16 protein-coding genes and 1 riboswitch are annotated in these 21,643 nt (G+C 46.8%); of the genes, 8 read left to right on the forward strand and 8 right to left on the reverse strand.

What is annotated here, in order from left to right; genetic code table 11:
- Positions 1-68 precede the first annotated feature (68 nt).
- The 4 genes from csdE to KI743_RS20565 all read right to left on the reverse strand — a co-directional run bounded on the left by csdE (position 69) and on the right by KI743_RS20565 (position 3,084).
- Positions 69-497 carry a cysteine desulfurase sulfur acceptor subunit CsdE gene (gene csdE / locus KI743_RS20550; protein WP_285467972.1) on the reverse strand — a complete coding sequence of 143 codons (429 nt, stop codon included), beginning with the start codon at positions 495-497 and terminating at the stop codon, positions 69-71.
- A gap of 9 nt (positions 498-506) precedes the next feature.
- Complete coding sequence (gene tcdA, locus KI743_RS20555; RefSeq protein WP_150871260.1) at positions 507-1,316, reverse strand: tRNA cyclic N6-threonylcarbamoyladenosine(37) synthase TcdA; 810 nt, start codon at positions 1,314-1,316, stop codon at positions 507-509.
- A gap of 103 nt (positions 1,317-1,419) precedes the next feature.
- The gene (mltA, locus tag KI743_RS20560) at positions 1,420-2,532 is read right to left on the reverse strand and encodes a murein transglycosylase A (RefSeq protein WP_285467973.1); all 1,113 of its coding nucleotides are present in this window, start codon (positions 2,530-2,532) and stop codon (positions 1,420-1,422) included.
- Positions 2,533-2,613: 81 nt separating this feature from the next.
- Entirely contained in the window at positions 2,614-3,084 is a 471-nt protein-coding gene (locus KI743_RS20565) for a DUF2850 domain-containing protein (protein WP_150871254.1), read from the reverse strand.
- 163 nt (positions 3,085-3,247) lie between these two features.
- Between KI743_RS20565 and argA the strand changes: the two genes are divergently transcribed.
- On the forward strand, positions 3,248-4,585 hold the full coding sequence (argA, locus tag KI743_RS20570) for an amino-acid N-acetyltransferase (RefSeq protein WP_285467974.1): 1,338 nt from the start codon (positions 3,248-3,250) through the stop codon (positions 4,583-4,585).
- Positions 4,586-4,881: 296 nt separating this feature from the next.
- Complete coding sequence (locus KI743_RS20575; RefSeq protein ID WP_032551408.1) at positions 4,882-5,073, forward strand: hypothetical protein; 192 nt, start codon at positions 4,882-4,884, stop codon at positions 5,071-5,073.
- Positions 5,074-5,132: 59 nt separating this feature from the next.
- Here the strand turns inward: KI743_RS20575 and recD are convergent, their stop codons facing one another.
- From recD to KI743_RS20595, 4 genes are all read right to left on the reverse strand, one after another.
- Positions 5,133-7,325: an exodeoxyribonuclease V subunit alpha gene (gene recD, locus KI743_RS20580; protein WP_306416929.1), complete on the reverse strand. Its 2,193-nt coding sequence runs from the start codon at positions 7,323-7,325 to the stop codon at positions 5,133-5,135.
- On the reverse strand, positions 7,325-10,999 hold the full coding sequence (recB, locus tag KI743_RS20585) for an exodeoxyribonuclease V subunit beta (RefSeq protein ID WP_285467975.1): 3,675 nt from the start codon (positions 10,997-10,999) through the stop codon (positions 7,325-7,327). The genes recD and recB overlap by 1 nt, the downstream gene beginning before the upstream one ends.
- 402 nt (positions 11,000-11,401) lie before the next feature.
- A complete protein-coding gene (recC, locus tag KI743_RS20590) occupies positions 11,402-14,878 on the reverse strand; it encodes an exodeoxyribonuclease V subunit gamma (protein WP_285467976.1) in 3,477 nt (1,158 codons plus the stop codon).
- A 127-nt stretch (positions 14,879-15,005) separates the two neighbouring features.
- Positions 15,006-15,956, reverse strand: coding sequence for a TDT family transporter (locus tag KI743_RS20595; protein ID WP_285467980.1), 951 nt, complete (start codon positions 15,954-15,956; stop codon positions 15,006-15,008).
- Between the two features lie 202 nt (positions 15,957-16,158).
- On the opposite strand from KI743_RS20595, the gene KI743_RS20600 reads away from it, so the two are divergent.
- The 6 genes from KI743_RS20600 to dapD all read left to right on the forward strand — a co-directional run bounded on the left by KI743_RS20600 (position 16,159) and on the right by dapD (position 21,624).
- Positions 16,159-17,055: a LysR family transcriptional regulator gene (locus tag KI743_RS20600; protein WP_285467977.1), complete on the forward strand. Its 897-nt coding sequence runs from the start codon at positions 16,159-16,161 to the stop codon at positions 17,053-17,055.
- 87 nt (positions 17,056-17,142) lie between these two features.
- The gene (locus tag KI743_RS20605; protein WP_032551401.1) at positions 17,143-17,436 is read left to right on the forward strand and encodes a YebG family protein; all 294 of its coding nucleotides are present in this window, start codon (positions 17,143-17,145) and stop codon (positions 17,434-17,436) included.
- Positions 17,437-17,592: 156 nt separating this feature from the next.
- Positions 17,593-17,679, forward strand: a riboswitch (Fluoride riboswitch).
- 179 nt (positions 17,680-17,858) lie between these two features.
- On the forward strand, positions 17,859-18,551 hold the full coding sequence (locus KI743_RS20610; RefSeq protein ID WP_285467978.1) for an iron-sulfur cluster assembly scaffold protein: 693 nt from the start codon (positions 17,859-17,861) through the stop codon (positions 18,549-18,551).
- Positions 18,552-18,572: 21 nt separating this feature from the next.
- Positions 18,573-19,553, forward strand: a complete 981-nt coding sequence (locus tag KI743_RS20615) for a GGGtGRT protein (protein ID WP_285467979.1) — start codon at positions 18,573-18,575, stop codon at positions 19,551-19,553.
- Between the two features lie 144 nt (positions 19,554-19,697).
- On the forward strand, positions 19,698-20,339 hold the full coding sequence (locus tag KI743_RS20620; protein WP_150871230.1) for a MarC family protein: 642 nt from the start codon (positions 19,698-19,700) through the stop codon (positions 20,337-20,339).
- 253 nt (positions 20,340-20,592) lie between these two features.
- Positions 20,593-21,624, forward strand: coding sequence for a 2,3,4,5-tetrahydropyridine-2,6-dicarboxylate N-succinyltransferase (dapD, locus tag KI743_RS20625; RefSeq protein ID WP_150895692.1), 1,032 nt, complete (start codon positions 20,593-20,595; stop codon positions 21,622-21,624).
- Positions 21,625-21,643 lie beyond the last annotated feature (19 nt).

Below are 21,643 nucleotides of genomic sequence, written 5' to 3' on the forward strand. Positions count from 1 at the left end.
AAGCGAGTAAGCGAGTAAAATATAGAAAGGGTTGGCTTAGATGGCCAACCCTTTTCGTTACTATTCAACTACGAAGCAAGCTGCTTAATCTGCTCAACAATCGCTTTTAAACCATTGCCACGTGAAGGGCTTAGGTGAGCGATAAGACCAATTTTCTCGAAATAATCATCGATATCGAATGCTTGGATCTGCTGTGACGTTTTGCCATCAAAAGCTGCCATCACAAGAGCAATCAATCCACGAACAATACGCGCATCAGAATCTGCACAGAAATACCAAACATCCCCGTCTTGCTGAGCCACCAACCACACTTGGCTCTCGCAGCCAGCCACAGTCACTTGCTCGCTTTTCAACTCTTCAGGCATTTGAGGAAGTTTTTTTCCCCACTGAATCACTTGGCGATAGCGATCTTCCCAGCCATGAAACGTTGCCATTTTCTCGACAATATCATCACTGGTAATCGTTGCACCAAAAGGAGAGTCAGGAAATGAATGCATCTGTCGCTCCTACTTCTTGTACTTCTGAATCAACTTTTCAACGATGCGCGATACTGCAACAAAGCCAAAGGTTGCAGTGACCACCGTCGCAGCTCCAAACCCCGTCGCACAATCCATACGTTTAGGGCCTTCAGCTGTCGCTTTTGCTGCGCATACACTGCCGTCAGCTTGTGGGTATTTCAGCTGTTCAGTTGAGAATACACACTCAATACCAAACTTGCGTGCAGGGTTCTTCGGGAAATTATGATGACGACGCAATGTATCTTTCAGCTTCTTCGCTAGTGGATCTTGAATCGTCTTTGTTAAATCAGCAACTTGAATCTGAGTTGGGTCAACTTGACCACCAGCACCACCGGTTGTGATCACCTTAATCTTATTGCTTCGACAGTACGCCAGCAGAGAGGCTTTTGCTTTCATGCTATCAATCGCATCCAAGACGTAGTCGAAATCTTTAGTAATGTATTCAGCTTGATTGTCGGGACCAATAAAGTCATCAATTAGATTTACTTTACACTCAGGGTTGATCAACTTAACACGCTCAGCCATCACCTCAATCTTGCTTTGACCAACCGTACCTGTCATCGCATGGATCTGACGGTTAATGTTAGTCACACATACATCATCCATATCGATCAAGGTTAGCTCACCAACACCAGTACGAGCCAAGGCTTCAACAGCCCATGAACCAACACCACCGATACCAACCACACACACGTGTGCCGCTCTTAAGATTTCAACTTCGCTGTTGCCATATAGGCGACGAGTTCCGCCAAATCGTTGGTCATAATTTTCAGAAGCTGGTGTGGTCAATTCACGCATTGTTGCCGCCAATTTATTACATTAGAAAAAGAAAGAGTGCGTTTTATACGCACTCTTGAATAAAAAGTCTAGGGGATTAGCCGATGTAGTTCAACGGGCGACCTTACTCTGCCTTTTCAGGTGGCAACGCCCATGGCGCTTCAGTTGCACTGCCGTCTAAGCCAAGTTTCCAAACGCGACCAAAGTGCTTGTAATGTCCCGCTTCCGTACCTGCTCTAGCCCCCATACCATGATAGAGGTCTAGGTGGTTCTGCTTCACCGCGCCGCCAGTGTCTAGCACCAGCAATAAACGAAGTTGATGAGCTCCACTCCAGGTGCCGTCTGCATTAAGCAGTGGAACTTCGGCTAAGATAGGCGTACCCATAGGCAGGATAGAACGATCACCAGCAACTGCAGCCATTGGTAGCAGTGGAATACCAGCACTACCCATCACCGACAAGTCTTCATTCGCTTGGAAGAAAACAAAAGAAGGGTTCTGCTCTAGAAGCTCTTTTACGACTTCTGGATCATTTTCCATCACCCACTCTTTAATCGCTTTAAGAGACATCTTTTCACGAGGCACCAGACCACGGTCAATCAACACTCGTCCAATACTGACATACGCTTTGTTGTTTTTACCGGCATAAGCAAAGTACTCGAGAGTGTCATCGTCGCCAAAGTGCACAAAACCACTTCCCTGCACTTCCATCATGAAAGGATCGATACGATTCGCGGCATAGCCAAGCTCTAGTCCGAGTCCATCCAGTGCACCATCGTAGATTTCTGCCCGCGTTGGGCACTCTTGGCCGCAGTTAGGTAAAGCATAAACAGGGTACCTATACTCTTCGTTTGGCTCATGGCGCAGCTCCATCACTGGTGAGAAATAGCCAGTAAATAGAACATTACCTTGCTTATCTCCCCCACCCAATTGCGCAGCCTGCACACCGTAATTCGCAAGATCTTGTGGATTGCCACTCTGCAGGGCCCACTCGTTTAACTGTTGATAAAGTGGCTGATAGATTTTTGCCATCGAGGGAGATTTAGAAACTACCATCTCGGCTTGTTCAGAAAAAGCCGTGTAGTCTCTAGGGGAGTTGGTTTCGATTTGCTCAACCTTATTTAAGGTACGAGGAAATTCATCATCAAGATACTGTTGAGCACGGTCTGTCGGTTGTGCACAGCCGAATAGTACAGAGGCCGAAACCAGAGGGAGCCATTTTTTAATCACAAGAATCATCCTAAAATTTCTATGCAACGAGGATGACAAAAACGGCTGAATAACACAATCTAAGTTTGTAAGAGTTTACAGTAAGATAACCTAACGAACGGAATGGTCGTTATAACCTTTTAGGCGAAAGACAGGATTGTAGTATGCATCAGAATCGAGCCTCATCTCGGTATTGTCCGAGTTAACCATCTTGAAGCGAAAAGTCTTCCCTGCGGAGCGATACTCAAAATAGTTTCCATCAAAGCTAAAATCAGTCGCAATCACAGAGCCAGCTACCGTCACACCTCGCTCATTCAATACGAATTCATCGGTGGCGTAATGTGCAACATTCTGCTCCACCCAAGTGCCGTAAATCATACTCTTAGGTGTTGACGCAGCCTGCATGCGAGCAAAGACATCTTGATACAAGATCACCACAGCTATCGAACCTATCAAAGCTAATAGCATTAAGCTGCGCTCGACAAACTTACGTTTAAAGTTGGCGTTTTTCTGCTTATCAGCCTCGCTATACAAGCTCTTGGTGATGTCGTCGATTTTGTTCTTACTTACTGGGGCTTGCATAACTATAACTACTCAATTTGAAGCAACTGACATTTTACACTTATTAAGATTACGGAATAAAGTATTCTTAAAGATACTTTGCTCTCTATTCCAAAAATATTCTTGTTTACATTTGAATAAAAATGTTAGATTTAAGAATAAATAACCAGAACGGATTCTCTCTGTGAAATTAAGAAGCACCGCCTTAGTTAAAGGCTTCAGACAATCGACCCCCTACGTTAATGCTCACCGTGGAAAAACCATGGTTATCATGCTGGGAGGCGAAGCGGTGGCCGATCGCAACTTCGGTAATATTATCAATGATATTGCACTACTTCACAGCCTAGGTGTAAAAATTGTTCTGGTTCATGGCGCCCGCCCTCAAATAAACGAACTGCTCGCCAAACAAGATTGCTACACACCGTACCACAAGAATGTCCGTGTTACTGATGAGTATGCATTGGGCGTGGCGATGCAAGCCGCTGGACAACTGCAACTTGCGATCACTGCTCGATTGTCGATGAGTTTGAACAACACCCCAATGGCCGGTACTCAGCTCAATGTCATGAGTGGTAACTTCGTCACCGCACAACCTCTCGGGGTTGATGACGGTACTGATTATTGTCATAGCGGCAGAATCCGTCGTATTGATATCGAAGGGATCAACCGTACTCTAGACCAAGGCTCGATTGTTCTGCTCGGTCCCATTGCCAGCTCCGTAACTGGCGAGAGCTTTAACCTTCTTTCCGAAGAGGTCGCTACTCAAGTCGCGATTCGTCTCAAGGCCGACAAATTGATCGGATTCTGTTCTGAACAAGGGGTTATCGACACCGATGGCAATGTACTCGCAGAGCTGTTCCCAAAAGACGCCAAGCAGATACTCGATCGTCTCACAGAATCACAAGACCCAACTCTAGATATGGGTAGCGGTACACAACGATTCTTGAAAGGTGCCATTGCTGCGTGTCGCGCAGGTGTACCACGTTGTCACCTAATCAGCTACAAACTCGATGGTGCACTGATCCAAGAGCTGTTCTCGTTTGATGGTATCGGTACTCAAGTGGTTATGGCGAGTGCTGAGCAAGTAAGACAAGCTCAGATCGATGATATCGGCGGTATCTTCGACCTGATTCGCCCTCTTGAAGAACAAGGCATTTTAGTTCGTCGCTCTCGTGAACAACTCGAACAAGAGATTCACCGCTTTACCATCATCGAGAAAGATGGACTGATCATCGGCTGTGCTGCACTTTACAGTTACCCTGAAGATCATATGGCAGAAATGGCGTGCGTTGCTATTCATCCAGATTACCGAGATGGCAACCGAGGACAACTGCTGCTCAACTACATGAGACATCAATCTAAATCCCAAGATATTGACCAGATTTTCGTGCTGACGACCCATAGTCTCCACTGGTTCAGAGAACAAGGCTTTTATGAAATTGGTGTCGATGAGCTACCAATGGAGAAACAGGGGCTCTACAACTACCAACGCAAATCAAAAATACTGGCGTTGAATGTATAAACAGGATGTTTTGTTCAGAGTTTGGGTACCGAAAATTTAAATTTGGTGCCTTTTCTCACTTTCGATAGAAATTGATTGCAAATGTAATCGATTACTATATGAGATTTATAAACTATGCACTTTTATTCACACTGATAATTGTATAGAATTTGGCCGATTTACATTCTCAGTAAACAATGATTGGAATCGTCTATGCCTTGGCATGGGGACTTGCACGGATTGCTATAACTTTAACATCGCAGGCTTAAACTTTGGCTATGCCCGTTAATAACAAAAAGCAAAAAGAGCATATTGATATGAGAACCGTTATTTGTAATTCGCTACAAAGCTTTTGGGATATGGCTGACAACCAATTTCTTGAAGGGTTGGACGTCCACTGTGTTTTTCCAGTGACTGACAACTTGAAGGAGTTTATCTTGAACTGCCAAGCAAAATACAAGATAAACCATATCTCTTTTACGAGAGCATTTCTGAGTAAAGACAGCTAGGTCTAAACTCAAAAGAAGCAACCACGGACGGCTGCTTCCCATCTTAAAATTACCTACCGCTAGATTTCACTACGCCCCAAACGCACCGCTAATCCGCTCACACGCTGAGTTTTCACCTTAATACTTCGCTTAAACACCGAGCTATCACTAAACATCATCAAACGAGACTTTGCACGTGTTACTCCAGTATAGATAAGCTCTCGCGTTAAAATCGGGCTGAATTCCGGTGGCAATATCATCAAGGTTAAATCAAATTCACTACCCTGAGATTTATGGATTGTCATCGCATAGGCGGTTTCATGCTCAGGAACTCGGCTAGGAAGTACCGCTTTGACACTTCCATCAGGCAACTCAAAATAAACCTTAAGCCTTGGCGATGAACCATCTTCGGTAGCGGTAGAGTCCAGCATACAGAGGCCAATATCGCCATTATACAAGCCAAGGCCATGGTCATTACGTGTTACCATCACAGGGCGACCGTGATACCAAAGCTCTTCATTGTGCGGTTGGACTAGACGCCTCGCCGCTAATGCTCGTTCAATGCGTTGATTTAACCCTGAAACACCAAAATCACCATCTCGCACTGCACAAAGAAGTCGACACTGGCTGAAAAGATCGAGCGCTTGTTTGGCGCGCTCCTTTTGCTTCTCACCTTCAGCTAACGGTTTGTGAATACAGTTTAAATAGTTGCCGTATTCGTTAACCAGCGTGCGAAGCATCAGGTTGTAGCTGTCACTAGAAAGCGAGTGATGCTCAATATCGGCAAAGCCTTTATTCAATACCACATCGACTTGAGCGGCCGAACCTGCATTAATTGCCTTAGCAAGTTGACCAATACCAGAGCGAGCATCAAAACGATAACTCTTTTGCAGCATACACAAACTATCAGCCACAGCAGGAGCACTCACCACATTGTACGACTTGGATTGTCTGCTAGCTAAAGAACTAAAGCTGGTCAGCTCAGCAATCAAGTTCCCTTGAGGCGCACTGTAGCCGTAAGCATTGAAAGCACAGATATCACCCAACACCGCACCAGCTTCAACCGAGGCTAGTTGATCTTTATCTCCCAGAAGAATCAAGCGCGCATGTGGAGGAAGAGCATCCACCAGCTTATACATCATAGAGAGGTCGACCATCGAAGCTTCATCGACGACCAGAATATCCAAATGCAGTGGGTTTCGACGATGATGCCTAAACTCGGCGCGATTCGGAATGGCACCAAGTAAGCGATGTAAGGTACTCGACTCTGTTGGAATGTTCTGTTTGACGATAGGCTCAACAGGTAGCTGATCAATCGCCTTACCGATTGACTCAGTCAAACGCGCTGCCGCTTTACCTGTTGGCGCAACCAGTTTAATGGTCGGGGTTTTACCCAAGTTCAATGACTGCTCTACCATCGCAGATAACAGTTTTGCAACGGTGGTGGTTTTACCTGTACCAGGACCACCTGATATCACTGCAAATCGACGGCTGAGTGCTACCGCTGCTGCTACTTTTTGCCAGTTGAGGCATACCGACAAAGGCACTAGCTCATCCAGTGCACTAAGGTCAGAAACCTGACGTGCATCTGTTACAACTCTATCAATCTCATTCCAATTCAGTTCGGATTCTGAGACAACATCTAAGTGATCGCACACCAGCTGCTGGCGCAACACTTGCGAGCTTTGACCATTCGAATCAGCTTTGGCCAAGGCATTAAAAAGAAAGTGATAGCTCCGAGCAAATAGCTGATTAAGTGTTTGTGTCAGCGCTCGCTTCTGCTCCAGATTAAACTCCACCGGATGACTTAGGCGATTTAAAGCCTCAGCCAATACCACCTCATAATTCCAATAGCGCTGCAGATAGACACGCTGCCCGTCAAACATGAGTGGCTTAACACATTCAGCACTGGTGCCAACCAGACTTGAGTTATTCAAAATAGCAGACCAATCGATATTCAATAGTCGTTGATTAAGCTGTAGTGCTGCTTCACCATAAAGGCCGAGTAACTGCGCTAAGTCAGCGGGTATATTAGACTGATAGTGATCACTCACTGTCAGCTGCATACAGATATGGCCTTTACCTAACTCATGACTTACCACACCTGCAAGAAAGCCAAGCTGCTGTGCGGTACCGGCCTCTTGCGAGTAGCCACTCGCTTGCTGAGCAATAAAGCGAGCAAATTGATAATCGAGCTGGCGAATGGTGCCTTTGTCTGCCAATAGCTGCAGCACATCCATCAATGGCGCTTGGTGTAAATCAATGGGTGTCATTATATAAGCTCCATCTGTCCAGCTTGGTCATCATTCGATTGAGTTGTTTGGCGATCGACGATCTTGCCGTCAATCAATTGATCCATTTCATTGAGCATGGCTTCACTTGGTTTAGCGGAAAATATTCCTTGCTGAGATTGTCCATCCATACCACGTAAAAACAGATAATAAACACCGCCAAAATGCTTTTGGTAGCTGTAATTTGCAATTCGACTGCGTAGGAAGCGGTGCAGAGCTAAGGCGTAAATTTGATACTGCAAATCATATCGGTGATCGGCCATAGCACTCTTAAGGGCGTCGCCATGATAAACCGCCACATCATCCCCTAAGTGATTTGATTTCCAGTCAAGCACGTAGTATTTGCCTTCATGTTCAAACACCAAATCAATAAAGCCCTTCAACATGCCTTGCACAGTGTGAAAACCGAGGTCGCCAGCTTTCGCCGAAAGAGGATCATGATACTGAATAACACGGTTGAGTTCTGAGGATGCTAACACCTCAATGGGCAATAAAAACTCCATCTCAACAAGTCGCTGAGAAGCATTTTTCTCGCTTAACTTAAGCTTTTTACCATCTAAAGCGGTGTTGAGCACGGTATCAGCCAATTGTTGAAGAACCGGTAACCACTCAAGCTCATACTGTTCAAGTTCCAGTAAGTGAGTGATCACTTGAGTATTGTGCTCGCTGGTCGCAGGCTCGGTAAACTCGACTTCTTCAAACAAGGTATGCAAAAACGTACCCGGTCTTGCTCCTCGAGGGAAAGTAAAGATAGAACGCTCTGGCTCAATCAGCTCGCCTTCATCCTGCTCATCGGCAGAATCAATATCAAAGCCCGATACCTCCATCGTCGCATCATGACTTGCGCCATGACTGCCTTGCTTGACTAACCCAGAGTAACTAGTGATACGCCACGCACGGTCAATCGACGCCTTCAACTCTTGAGCTTGGAGATCAGGTTGTGGTTCTGATTTAGCTACAAAAGGTTGCTCATGCTGCGTAGGCGTCTCGCTCAATGTAATGCTTTGATTGCCACTCTCTAAACTCGCCAACGCTTGCTGTAGTTCAGCAATGCTGCACTCGTTCCCATTTTGAACCAGATAGCCCATTGCGCTCAAATGCACACCCGTCGGCTCTTTGGTTGAGCGCCCCTTGCGCAGAGGTGCCATACCAATAAAGCAGCCGTAAACAGCACGGGTTAGCGCTACATAGATCAAACGTAAGTCTTCCGCTAAGCGTTCTTTGTCGGCTTGCGCTAACGCGCCATCACTGGCTGTGATATCAAGCACAGTGGTGTCTGTAGCGTGGTCGTAATATTTACCTTCGCTCGCTTCACGGTAGCTTGCTACAAACGGCAAGAACACTAAGTCATATTCCAAGCCTTTGGACTTATGGATAGTAACGATTTGCACCAAGTTTCTTTCTGACTCTAGACGTTGAATGTCATCTTCACTGCCACCCAAACCATTCTGCGCATCGATGATCGCTTCCGCGAGCCAGCGCAACAGTCCATAGTCACTGTCTAGCTCCTGTCTCGCTTGCTGGAGCAATTCTCCGATGTGCATTAAATCCGTCAGTGCACGCTCCCCGTTCTCTTCTTCCAACAATCGCTCAGCTAGGTGGCGCTTACTCATCACCGCGCGTAACATCGGTAGCACACCGCGCTGTAGCCACAGCTTTCGGTACTCACGAAATTCATTAACCGCATTTTCCCAAACAACCTCATCATTGTTCAGTTGGTCTAGTGATGCCGCATCAAGGGCAAACAACTCAGAAGCCAGGCAAGCACGAAGAGCTCGGTCATTTTCAGGAGTTAGTACCGCTTGCAACAAACGTTGAAGATCTTGAGCAACAAGACTGACAAAAACACTGTCTCGGTTAGAGAGGTAAACACTGGCGATGCCTTGCTCTGCAAGAGCCGTCTTAATCAAACGCCCTTCACTACCGGTTCGCACCAATACAGCTATATCACCCGCTTGAATCGATTTTTGGCTTTTGCCGTTATCAAGAAACGCTTGCTGTTCTTGAGAAGCAGTCAATATTGTTTGAATTTGACTCGCCGTCGCTTCTGCCATCGCTGCGTGATACTCCCCTTTAGGCAAAGGCTTGTCTTCCGCCTCTTGCAGCCAAAATGTCACCGCAGGTTGAACCTCATCACCAAGTGTCCATTGACGCAAATCGGCATTTGGACTCGAAGCGACAGGGAGAAACGGAATATCTTCGTCATAGATAAACGGACTATCAGAGTTGCTAAACACCTGATTTACCGCACTCACCATGTCTGCACTTGAACGCCAGTTAGTGCCAAGAGTGTAGTGGGCACTTACTTGGTTACGCGCTTTGATATAAGTAAAAATATCTGCACCACGGAAGCCGTAAATCGCCTGCTTTGGGTCACCGATCATAAACAAACCACATTGTGGGCTATCCAGATAAATACGGCTGAAGATGCTGTATTGCAGAGGGTCGGTATCTTGGAATTCATCGATCATCGCGACCGGATAAAGAGCGCGAATTCGTTCGATTAACAGTGATTGCTCATCGACATCAATCGATGCTGAGAGCTGGGTAAGCAGATCATCAAACGAGAGCCACTGCTTCTGCTCTTTGGCAGCGGCAAGCATGGTTCGACAATGGGTAATCGCATGCGCCAGTAGCGGCGCTTTCATATCCGCAGGCTGTGCTAAGAAGGTATCGATCGCCTCAAAAACCTCATGACAAGGAGCCGTGCCTTTCGGTGTTTTTTCATTCAGCGTCGATTGAGCAAACTTCTCGAGTTTATCTGGGTAATGATAATCGTGTGTCTCACTTTGCGCCCAAGTCGTTACCGCCTCTAACCAAGTCGGCAATGACTTTTTGGTGTAGCTGCGTTTGTTAACATCTGAGCCCGATATAATGGGCAGAAAGTCCTCTTGCGATGCCAGCCATTGTGCTTTGAGCGCTCTGATTTTGTCGAGATTGCCGTTGTGAAGAGATTGCAGATCACCAGACATCGCCTCTACCGTTAGCTTTAACGGCGCGCCTGTCAGGTAGCGATTCACATCCGCTAACAGAGCAGAAGGTGAACCCCAGATGTTACGTACTTCGCCAGCCAACTGCAGCGGTAATGGGTAGAACTGTTTACGCCAGTAATCTGCCACCACTTGTGCTTTTAGATGACTTTCGTCGGTCACAAATTCATTGTCAAAGCGACTGCCTGACTCAAACGCATTTTGCGTTAGCATGCGTTGGCAGAAGCCGTGAATGGTGTATACCGCCGCTTCGTCCATCTGCCTTTCAGCATTAAGAAGGATTTTGGCAGCCCCCGCATGATCGTCAATGTCTTCAAGTAGAGGAGCAATCACAGGATCGCCACTCTGACCACGCGAGAAAGCAATGCGCGCATCGTGAATACGAGCTCGAATACGATCTCTAAGTTCCGCGGTTGCCGCTTCAGTAAAGGTCACCACCAAAATCTGATCGACCGTTAGTGGTTGCTGGTGTCGACTCGGCTCTTCACCGTTTACGCCAACCTTTGATGTACCGTGACCAAGCAAAAGTCGCAGATACAAGCCAGCTATCGTGAAGGTTTTACCCGTACCCGCAGAGGCTTCAATCAATCGCGCCCCATGCAGAGGAAACGTCATGGTATTAAGCGCTTGTGGCGTGATAGCGAGATCACGATTTGTGGTAGTCATACCGAGCTGCCTTCTTCTTAATTATTCTGTTACAAATGTGACCTAGTATCAAAAACGTCATTCAAATCTGGTCTAGTACCAATATCTTATTAGGGAGTGCGATCTCTCTCACGGATCAATTTGGTGCACGTCGTTACTATGCGCCCACGAGTTCAGGCAAGCGATTACTTTTTCGCCACCAAAGAACCAAAAGAATAATGGTCCCTCTGACCTGTGGCCGTACAGCGAACGCCCTACACTAATAATGATTTACTGGCGGCCACTTTAATTCCTGTGCTTTTCATTCCCTGCCTTCTCAGCACTTCTCTTATCCGGTCTATACTCATTCTAAAATCGTAATAAGCTTCCCATATACATCGGCCTAATTGGCATGGGTTGAGCGATCTTGACGATCGCCCTAGGTTACTCCTGATCATTGGGATCAATCGCTGCAAGACGAGCTGCTTGCATCACTAGCGTAGAGTACAGCCTTGCTTCCGCCGCCAATGTGTCATCCCACTTTGGCCAAATACGTGAGATGTAGCTGTCGCGTCCTTCACCGGTAAACGCGTAACTATCATTAAAGGTATCCGCCATCTTCTTCAGAGACTTCTCTTCATCATCAACCCATTTGCCTCGACTGAATCCTGCCTCAACTCCCGCTAAGGCCGTTTTAGGAAAGTATGGAAGCGGTTGAGTCATACCTTGATAGAACAGACGAACGAGCTCGCCTAAAGTCTGCTTTGCAGTTTGAACATCACTCAGAGGGCTAAGCGTAAGATGCACCACGCCCTCCTTCTTGTCGTAACCGATAATATGCGTCGTTTGTGGATTGCCCATCACATTGCAACACAGGTGATCAATCCAAGCGGCCAGATAGTCTTGCGCGCGAATTTTACCACTGCGATAACGCACTAGACCCGATTGATAGTTGTGCGTTAGCCAACCTATCAACTTGACCGGTTTTCCTTCGCCGAGGCTATCTATCGTAATATTGACCTCTAAATCTTCTTTAGGCGCACCTGTAACGAATTGGATCTCTTTGGCTAGCTCCTCGGCTTGCACACGATTGGTCTCAAACTCAATGTCACCAAATGCCCCAACCGGCAAACGACCTTGAGCTTTCTGCTTAGCGACAAAATGACGGATAGCTTCATCCGGCGATTGAGGGTTATCAATCAATACTTGTAAGAGTGCATCTTTGAGTTGATAGCTCTCTAGACCATTCAACACAAACGGCTCATCGTCTTCCATCACTGGTAACGGCGGCTCAAACACCACCTTTAAACGGCGATTAAAGAAGTATTGAACAGGTAGACGCCAAAAACGCTGTAACTCGACCAGATCAAGCTCGAGTGGATAAGTGGCTCCGGAAAGGTAATCTTCTAACGCACGGTTGAATTCACCACTGCGCTCACCAGCTCGATTTGCCGCAGGCAGCCACTCTTTAGCGTAGCTAAGCTGCGTATTGTCTTGATCCGACATGAAAGCACTCGGACTGAATGGCGTCATGGTGTGTTCAAACATCTGAGCTCCGCTTAGCTTACGCCCGGATTCATCGCTTCCCAGAGCCTCGTCACCCTGTAGGCAGTAGTTCTGTTCGCAGTATTCGATCAGCTCAGACACTAACACTGACGGGACGCGCTCAGTATTGTCTTGAATAGAGCGACCAACATAACTGATGTACAGACTCTCTTGCGCCGATAACATCGCCTCTAAGAACAGGTAACGGTCATCATCACGACGAGAACGGTCACCTGGACGAGTGCGGCCATTCATTAAGTCAAAGCCTTCTGGTGGCATAGAACGCGGATAAACACCATCATTCATTCCCAGCAGACATACCGTTTTGAAAGGAATCGAACGCATCGGCATCAGAGTACAGAAGTTCACTTGTCCTGCTAAAAAGCGTTGGCTGATGCGTGCCCCAGAGAGTTTATTGTTCAGGTACTGATAAACGATGCTTGGTGATAAATCTTGCTCAAACAAAGCATCATCAAGCTGTTCGTTAAGTTGCCCTAAAGCATCACGAATCGACTTTAATACCACTTCGCCCTCAAGCTCGACGCTGAAGAAGTCATCGATCAAGTTAAGCAGAGTCTCACGCCAACGTTCAATCGGTTGTGACTGATTGAGGCGCTGTCGATAATGGGTAATGCGATCAATAAAGTGCGCGAGCTTACCCGCAAGCTCTGCGCTCATGCCTTGCACTTCATCGTATGCAGCAATCGATGAGTCAGCGGTTTCAAATAATCCTGCAGATTCAGACATCGCATAGCCAAGCAGCATCCGCTGAACTCCGAACAGCCAAGTGTTTTGTTGAGTCTCGGGTAGGTCAAATTCTGTTGCGGTACTGCCATCAACACCCCAGCGAATACCCGTCTCTTCAACCCACTGTTTAGCTTGTTCGAATTGGTATTCATCGATATCAAAGCGCGCCATCATCGCCGGGATTTCAAGTAACTCAAGCAACTCTGAAGCAAGACAACGACTCTTAGGCAGCGCCACCAGCTGCATGAATGCGGTTAAGATTGGGCTTTCTTGATCGGCCGTTCTATCCGAGATGGAGTAAGGGATGTAACGCTCACCCGGAGCATTACCAAACACCGCTTGAATCGCAGGGCTGTAGGCATTGATGTCCGCTACCATTACGATAATGTCGCGTGGTTTCAGGCTTGGATCGGCATCGAACATCGCCAGCAACTGGTCGTGCAGCACTTCCACTTCACGCATTGGGCTATGACAAGCGTGAACCGTTAACGAGCGGTCACCAAGTACAACACTCTGCTTGTGTTCACTCGAATCGAGGATGTGATCATCTTGATGCTCTTCTAGCTCCAAAATATCGGCTTGAAGCTGATGCAGCAGGCTATCGCGCTCAACATCAATGAAAAATTCATGCTCTTCACACTCAGACTGGGACAATAAAAACAGATTGTCACGACCAAGTTTACCCATCGATGCCAGTAAACTATTGCCCACGGCTTGGCTAGTGTGCAGTTCATCTTCTACATTAGCTTCCAAGCCATCTTTTAATGGTGAAACCTCTCCTTCTAGCTGAGGCGAGCCCTCGACCAAAGCAAACTGCTTACGACGCTGCGCTTCCACTCTTGCCAGATACTTTCTGTCACGAATATCGCCCCAGTAGTGCTGACATGGGTTAGTAAACATCAAGTGGACATCAATGTGTTCACCCATAGCTTTGAGGGCATCCATATAGCGCGGTGGTAGTGATGAGATACCAAACACAAACAATCGCTTAGGAAGATGGGAAAGCTGATCTTTCTGCTGTGCGAGCGCTTCAATAAAGTCATGGTACAAGTTACCACGGTGATACTTTGATTGGCCTTGGGATAGTGTTTGCTCGTACAGAGCTTTCCACAATATCGGCTGCCACGGATGTTCTTGCTGACCATCTGCGTCTTGCAACTCAGCCACAGGCTCACCCGCTTCCCAAGCCGCCATCCACTCAGGTCGGTACACCAAATAACCATCAAAAATATCGGCAATTTTCTCAGCCAATTGGTACAGCTTGGAGCTATCGGTGTCGTTTTCCAAATAACGCTGCAGCGGCAAGAAATCAGGATGGTCGAGCTTAGCGGGCAGAATACTCATCAGCTTCCAAGTCATCGCCTCTTTGTTAAAAGCACTGCGCTTGGGAACATCAGGGAGAACTTGGGTAAACATCTCCCAGATGAAGGTTGCTGGAAGAGGAAAATCTATGTTTGCGGCAACACCAAACTCTTTCGCCAGCTCCATTTTAAGCCACTGAGACATACCCGGACTTTGTACTAAGATCTGCTCTTTGTCGAATGGATTAGCCAGAGGATCACTTTTGATTAAGTGAACGAGAAGAATTTTTAAAGTATCAACTTTATTGGAATGGTAAACAGTAAACAAAGTGCACTCACACTAATCTTGCCACAATATACTGCCAGATTAGCATAAGTGCTGAGTTTGGATGAGCAATATAAGCTTATGAAATACCAAAAGCTTAAGGTCTGTTTATCTTTTGAACGACCACCAGTTATAAACGACCTTTTGCAACACTCATTAAACGGTGTGGTTTGTAATTCATGTAGTAACGTGCGGCTACATAACCTACGACGAGCGTCGCGACCATTAGCTCTAAGTAAGCCAAATTGAACACTTGGTTGATGTACTCACCTTCAACACCTACATCCTGCATCCAAGCCGCTACCTTAAACAATGCTGTCGCACCAATGACCATAGGGAAAGTGAACGCCGCATAGCCTGGGCTGAATGGTAAACGAAGCAATTTAAAAAACGCTACATAGATGATGAATGTCATTAAAATTGCAATTCCGAATAGCAGACCAATCACTACTGGTGATGGGTTTGCAGATACGGTGAGATAACCAGCCAAAGACAGACTTGCCGGCGCAGCTAGGATAGCGATTGTTGGTTTCGCCGCGTCTGGGATCTCGTGACGGAACATCAAACGATACACCATCATTGGTAGCATCACTGCGTAAACACCGAGACCGAAGAACAAGACTGCATTCGCCACTGGCTCAAGTACAGGGTTACCCGAGAAAGAAACATCCGCAACCACAATGCCAATAGGCGGAACAAACCAGCTTGGTACCATATGGTGAATCTCAAACTCTTTAGCGCGGTGGTACAAGAAGCTCACCAAGAAAATCACATGCAACCCTACAGAGAGAATCCACACCAGTTCTCTTAAAAAAACAGAGATCGGATCTAATGATGCCGATACCACCATACAACCCATCGCAAAAGTCGGGACAACACTGCCCACAACAGGGTGTGCAAGATCTTCACGCAGCAAGTGACCGTGAATCAAAAATTTCACTGCCAATATTGCTAGAAGTACGCCCGCGATCCCAGCGCTCACCCACTGCACTAACCCAGGAGTTTGCAATAAGCCTTGAGATACGAGTACCCCATCCCAACACCAACCAAGGCTGGCAATAGCAAGTGCCAGTCCCGCCATAGGAGTCGGTGCGCCGGTTAATCTGTATTTTAGTCGTTGAATCATGTCAGCCTCTCTTCATCCCATTCACTTATCTGTGAACTCATCAGCTTGTTGAGGCCATAATACGCTTGCGGTTTGTTAAGTTATATCCAATTATATATAACACTTGTTCAGGTTTTCTAAACATTAAACCACTCAATCACAGGCTGATAAAATTTCGATGGCTAATATATCAATTAAACAGCTCAAAGTATTTGTCACCATCACCCAACATTCGACGATGACTGCCGCTGCCGAGGCACTCTTTTTATCAAAAGCGGCTGTCAGTATGGCTTTAGGTGAAATGGAGAAACAGCTTGGGCACTCTCTGTTTGATCGCGTCAACAACCGACTGATCATCAATCAAGAGGGACAAAAATTACTGCCTCTTGCTGATGAGATACTACATCGAGCGGCCAGCATTGATGAATTATTCAGTGACGACCAACCATTAAGTGGTTTATTAAAGGTTGGCGCCAGTGACACCATAGGCAATCAAGTTGCACCGTTTATCCTCTCAGAGTTTCGTCAGCAAACTCAACATCAAGAGCAGAGCCTGTTTATTTCCAACAGTGCTTTGATTTGCCAAAAGCTGGTCGACTACGAACTCGATATCGCGCTGATTGAGGGTAAAACTTTGCACCCCGAACTGCTCACGAGCCAATTTAGTAGCGACGAAATGTGCATTGTTGCTAACCCCGATCACCCGTTGGCAGACTTGGATACCGTGCCACTGCGCGAACTTGAGAGCAGTCACTGGATACTCCGTGAATCTGGCTCCGGTACTCGAGAGTTCTTTTTACGAACAGTAGCACCACGTCTTGAGCACTGGTATGAATCATTCGAACTCAATACCACCGAGGCGATCATCAATTCGGTATCAGCCGCACTAGGCTTGGCTTGCCTCTCCAAGCTCGCAGCAGAGCCCGCTATCAAAGATGGTCGAGTGAAAACGCTGAATGTACCACTGGATATGAAGCGTCGATTTTGGATGCTGGTCCACAAAGACAAATATCAGAGTCCACTTCTCAAATCCTTCATGAGTTATTGTGAAGAGTGGGCGACACATCAAGATTGATACTTCTATCAAGGTTGGCAACTGGACTTTTAGTCACTAAAACTGTATAAAAAGCCAGTAAAATTTATCAAACTTAGAGGATTAACCATGGCTGTTATCGTCAAGTACGTGGTGGAACGCAACGGAGAAGAGAAAATGACTTTTACCTCTAAAGCCGAAGCTGACGCATACGACAAAATGCTGGATATGGCTGATGAGCTTTTTGAACTGTTAGGCAAAAGCGAATTAGTAGAAGACGAAGGCAAGCAAGAAGAGCTTGCAATGTACCTTGCGAAGAACAAAGAAGAAGTTCTTTACGCACTTGGTGCTAAGCGTAAACCAGCACCTAAGAAAGCTAAAAAGCTTGAAGCGGTTGAAGACGCGGAAGAAGACGCAGCATAACTCGCTGATACCTCTGCTAAAAACGTCAATGACAACTCTGAACAGAGTATGCAGTTGGCGTTTTTTTATACCTATCGAAATATAATGAACCGAGTTTATAGTTAAAATTGCTCTAAACATTCTCTTGCAAGAAAGTGTGATTGAGATCTAATCTATACACCATCAGGTGATGGGGTTCCACCTAAGCTTTCTAGCTTCAACCGCCCGTTCATATCGAACCGTGCTAATGACTCCTACAGAATCGAAAACAGGTAATCCTGTTGGTAGTATCGTTATACCCACCATTTTACGAGCTTAGTTTGCTCTTTTTCCTTGGTGTCACGATACGCAAGATCTGTAGTGAAATTAGCCACACCTCTTCCAACATGTCCTGTTTTCTCAACGTTCGAGGTCTTCACCGGCCCTATAAGTGAGAAAACACTATGCAATACTCATCTGAAATCCAAAACATGTGCCCGATTCAACGCGGCGACCTTCATGCATCTGCACCCATTCCAGTTGAAGGTGCGATGGTAAGCCCGAAAGACGTGATTGCTATCTCTGGTTTAAGCCATGGCGTGGGTGCTTGTGCTCCACAACAAGGCGCGGCAAAACTGACTCTTAACGTCAAAAACGGCATCATCGAAGAAGCATTAATTGAAACTATTGGTTGTTCAGGCATGACTCAATCGGCAGCTATGGCAGCAGAGATCCTATCTGGAAAAACCATTCTCGAAGCACTCAATGCCGACCTTGTGTGCGATGCAATTAACGTCGCAATGCGCGAGATCTTTCTGCAGTTTGTCTATGGTCGAACTCAATCGGCATTCTCTGAAGGCGGCCTCGAAATTGGCGCTGCGCTGGAAGATTTAGGACAAACACAACGCAGCCAAGTCGGCACCAGTTACTCGACAACCGCCAAAGGGGTGCGATACATGGAGCTCGCAGAAGGCTACGTGACTCAGCTTGCGTTGGATGAACACAGCGAAGTGATCGGTTATCAATACCTGAACCTTGGCAAAATGATGAAAGCCATGAATCAAGGTACGCCGGCTGCTGAAGCCGCTGAGCTGGCTACTGGCACCTACGGCCGCTTCGATGAAGCCGTAAAAACCATCAATCCACGCCAACACTAATCGCCAAAGAGGAACCTGACTATGAACACACTAAATAACCCATCAGTAACTCGCGTATTGGCTGAAATGAACTTGGAGTCTCTCGACCAAGCTTATCAATACTGTTTGGAGCATGATGTTGACCCGAAAGCACTCGTGATGGACACCCAGCCTATCGCTTTCGACAGTGCAACAGAAGCCTATACACTAGGTACGGCATTGGCACTTTATCGCCAAGCTGAGACCGCAGAACAAGCAGCAAACATTATTGGTGAAGCGCTCCAAGCCTATACCAAGGCAGGTAGCGTTGCAGAGCAGCGTCAAGTCGGTATTGGCCACGGAGCACTAGCGGCGCGTTTGCTGAATGAAGAGAGTGGCTGCTTCGCCTTTTTGGCTGGTCATGAATCTTTTGCTGCCGCAGAAGGTGCAATAAAAATCGCACTCAACGTCAACAAATCTCGTACCAAACCACTCAAAGTGATTCTAAATGGTTTGGGCAAAGATGCTGCTTACCTTATCTCTCGTATCAATGGCTTTACCTACGTGCGCACCCAGTTTGACTACCAAACCGGAGAGCTAATTGAAACCGAGCGCCGCCGTTTCTCACACGGCCCTCGCGGAGAAATCTTATGCTACGGCGCCGATGATGTTCGTGAAGGGGTTGCTATCATGCATCGTGAACAAGTGGATGTAAGTATCACAGGTAACTCAACCAACCCAACGCGCTTCCAACACCCAGTTGCAGGAATCTATAAAGCGGAACGCACTCGCCAAGGTTTACCTTACTTCTCAGTCGCTTCAGGTGGTGGTACAGGTCGAACTTTACACCCAGATAACGTGGCAGCAGGCCCTGCATCTTATGGCATGACAGACACCATGGGCAGAATGCACGCAGACGCTCAGTTTGCTGGTAGCTCTTCTGTTCCTGCCCATGTGGCTATGATGGGTTTCATTGGCATGGGTAACAACCCTATGGTAGGAGCTACGGTGGCGCTAGCCGTCGCAGTAAGCCAAGCCGCTTAGCCTCTACAACGAATATAAAAAAACAACAATAACGTGAAACAGATAGCCAGCGAACATGCTGGCTATTTTTTGTTCTCAACATGGTCTACTATCTATTCTCAGATGAGTAACACAAGTTAACTCCATCTTTATTAAGGGAATAATATGAAAGAGCTGATCATCCACACCATTACTGTCTTCATGGGCTTTTTTGCCATCATGAACCCAATTGCCAATACGCCAATCTTCTTGGGGCTCACCGGAGACAATGATCGTGAGACAGTAAAATCCATCGCATTTCGCTCCGTGTTCATCGCCTTTATCATCGTCAGTACCTTTGCGATTTCTGGCAAGCTAATCTTCGATCTTTTTGGTATCACGCTATACGCACTGAGAATCACTGGTGGGATATTGGTGTTTTTGATTGGCTTTCACATGTTGCAGGGCGATTCCACACACAGCAAAGCCAAAGAAAAAGTTCACTCTGACGCCCAGCAAGATGCAGCTCTGAGTATCGCAGTCTCCCCTCTAGCCATGCCGATCCTCGCAGGACCTGGTACGATAGCGACCGCGATGAACTTCGCCAGCACCGAAGGGATTTATGAAACCATCATAACCATTGTTGCTTTCGGCCTACTCTGTACACTCACCTATATTCTGTTTGTGTTTGGCGAACGCTTCGTTAAAGCCGTCGGCCCAAGTGCACTGAATGTGATAACCCGAATGATGGGTCTAATCTTGGCAGTTATTGGTATGCAAATGCTAATTGAAGGCATCGAGCAAGCCTATAAAGCGCTGTTTGTATAACGGCTAGGCGTCTCGAAGCTGGTCGGTTGGCGCAAAAAGAGAGCAAATTTCACTTTATCTGGTTGCAGAAAAATATCTCTCAAAAGACAAGCAATATCATTTTACAGACTTTCTCCCCATGCGCCCTTTCATAACGAGGGCGCTCTCTTTATGATGAACGCAATTAAATTAACTTTTGCTACCCAAGCTGCTCACCACACGAACAGTAAATGGAGAGATAGCAAAACCAAGACTCAACACATGGAGATTCAACATGGCTTACTTTTCACTAGCCTTTGGTACGGCAACCAAAAACCGCGACAATAAAATCATTGAAGCGTTCTTCCCTAACCCACTTCTAAACCCAAGCGATGCTCTTGTAGCCGCTGTTGCTGAAGTTGCAGGTTACACTGAAGGCAACCAAGCTATCGAAATCTCTGCTGCACAAAGCGCAGAACTGGCGAAAGCATTCGCAGCAAACGACGATGCAGCAAACGCATCTTTTGCAGAAAAAGCAGCATCATCTGAGCAACCACTTGTTCTTGTTGTTCTTGCTACAGACGAGAAGCCAGCTTCAGTTGCTGAAGGCTTCCTTAAGCTACAACTTATCTCTAACCGCCTAGTGCAACCACACGGCACGGTACTAGATGGCATCTTTGGTCTACTGCACAACATCGCGTGGACAAATGAAGGCCCAATCGATCTTCCTGAGCTAGCAGATCGCCAAATCGAAGCTCGCCTAGCAGGTCGTGCTCTGTCTGTAGATTGCGTAGACAAGTTCCCGAAAATGGTTGATTACGTAGTACCAGCAGGCGTTCGTATCGCTGATACGTCTCGCGTTCGTCTAGGTGCACACGTAGGTGAAGGCACTACAGTTATGCACGAAGGCTTCATCAACTTCAACGCAGGTACAACTGGCGTGAGCATGGTTGAAGGTCGTATCTCTGCAGGCGTTGTTGTTGGTAACGGTTCTGACATCGGTGGCGGCGCTTCTATCATGGGTACGCTATCTGGTGGCGGTACGGTTGTCGTTTCTATCGGTGAAAACTCACTGCTAGGCGCAAATGCTGGTCTTGGTTTCCCTCTAGGCGACCGTTGTACTGTAGAGTCAGGTCTGTACGTAACTGCAGGCTCTAAAGTACGCATGCTTGACTCTTCTGGCCAAGAAGTTGAAGTAGTTAAAGCTCGCGACCTAGCTGGCGTTTCTGACCTACTATTCCGTCGCAACTCAGTGACTGGTCAAATTGAATGTCTTGCTAACAAATCAGCAGTTGAACTAAACAGCGAGCTGCACAGCAACAACTAATCTAGATGCTAGATGCTAG

This window comes from Vibrio sp. D420a (genome assembly GCF_030248625.1).
Classification (GTDB): domain Bacteria; phylum Pseudomonadota; class Gammaproteobacteria; order Enterobacterales; family Vibrionaceae; genus Vibrio; species Vibrio fortis_A.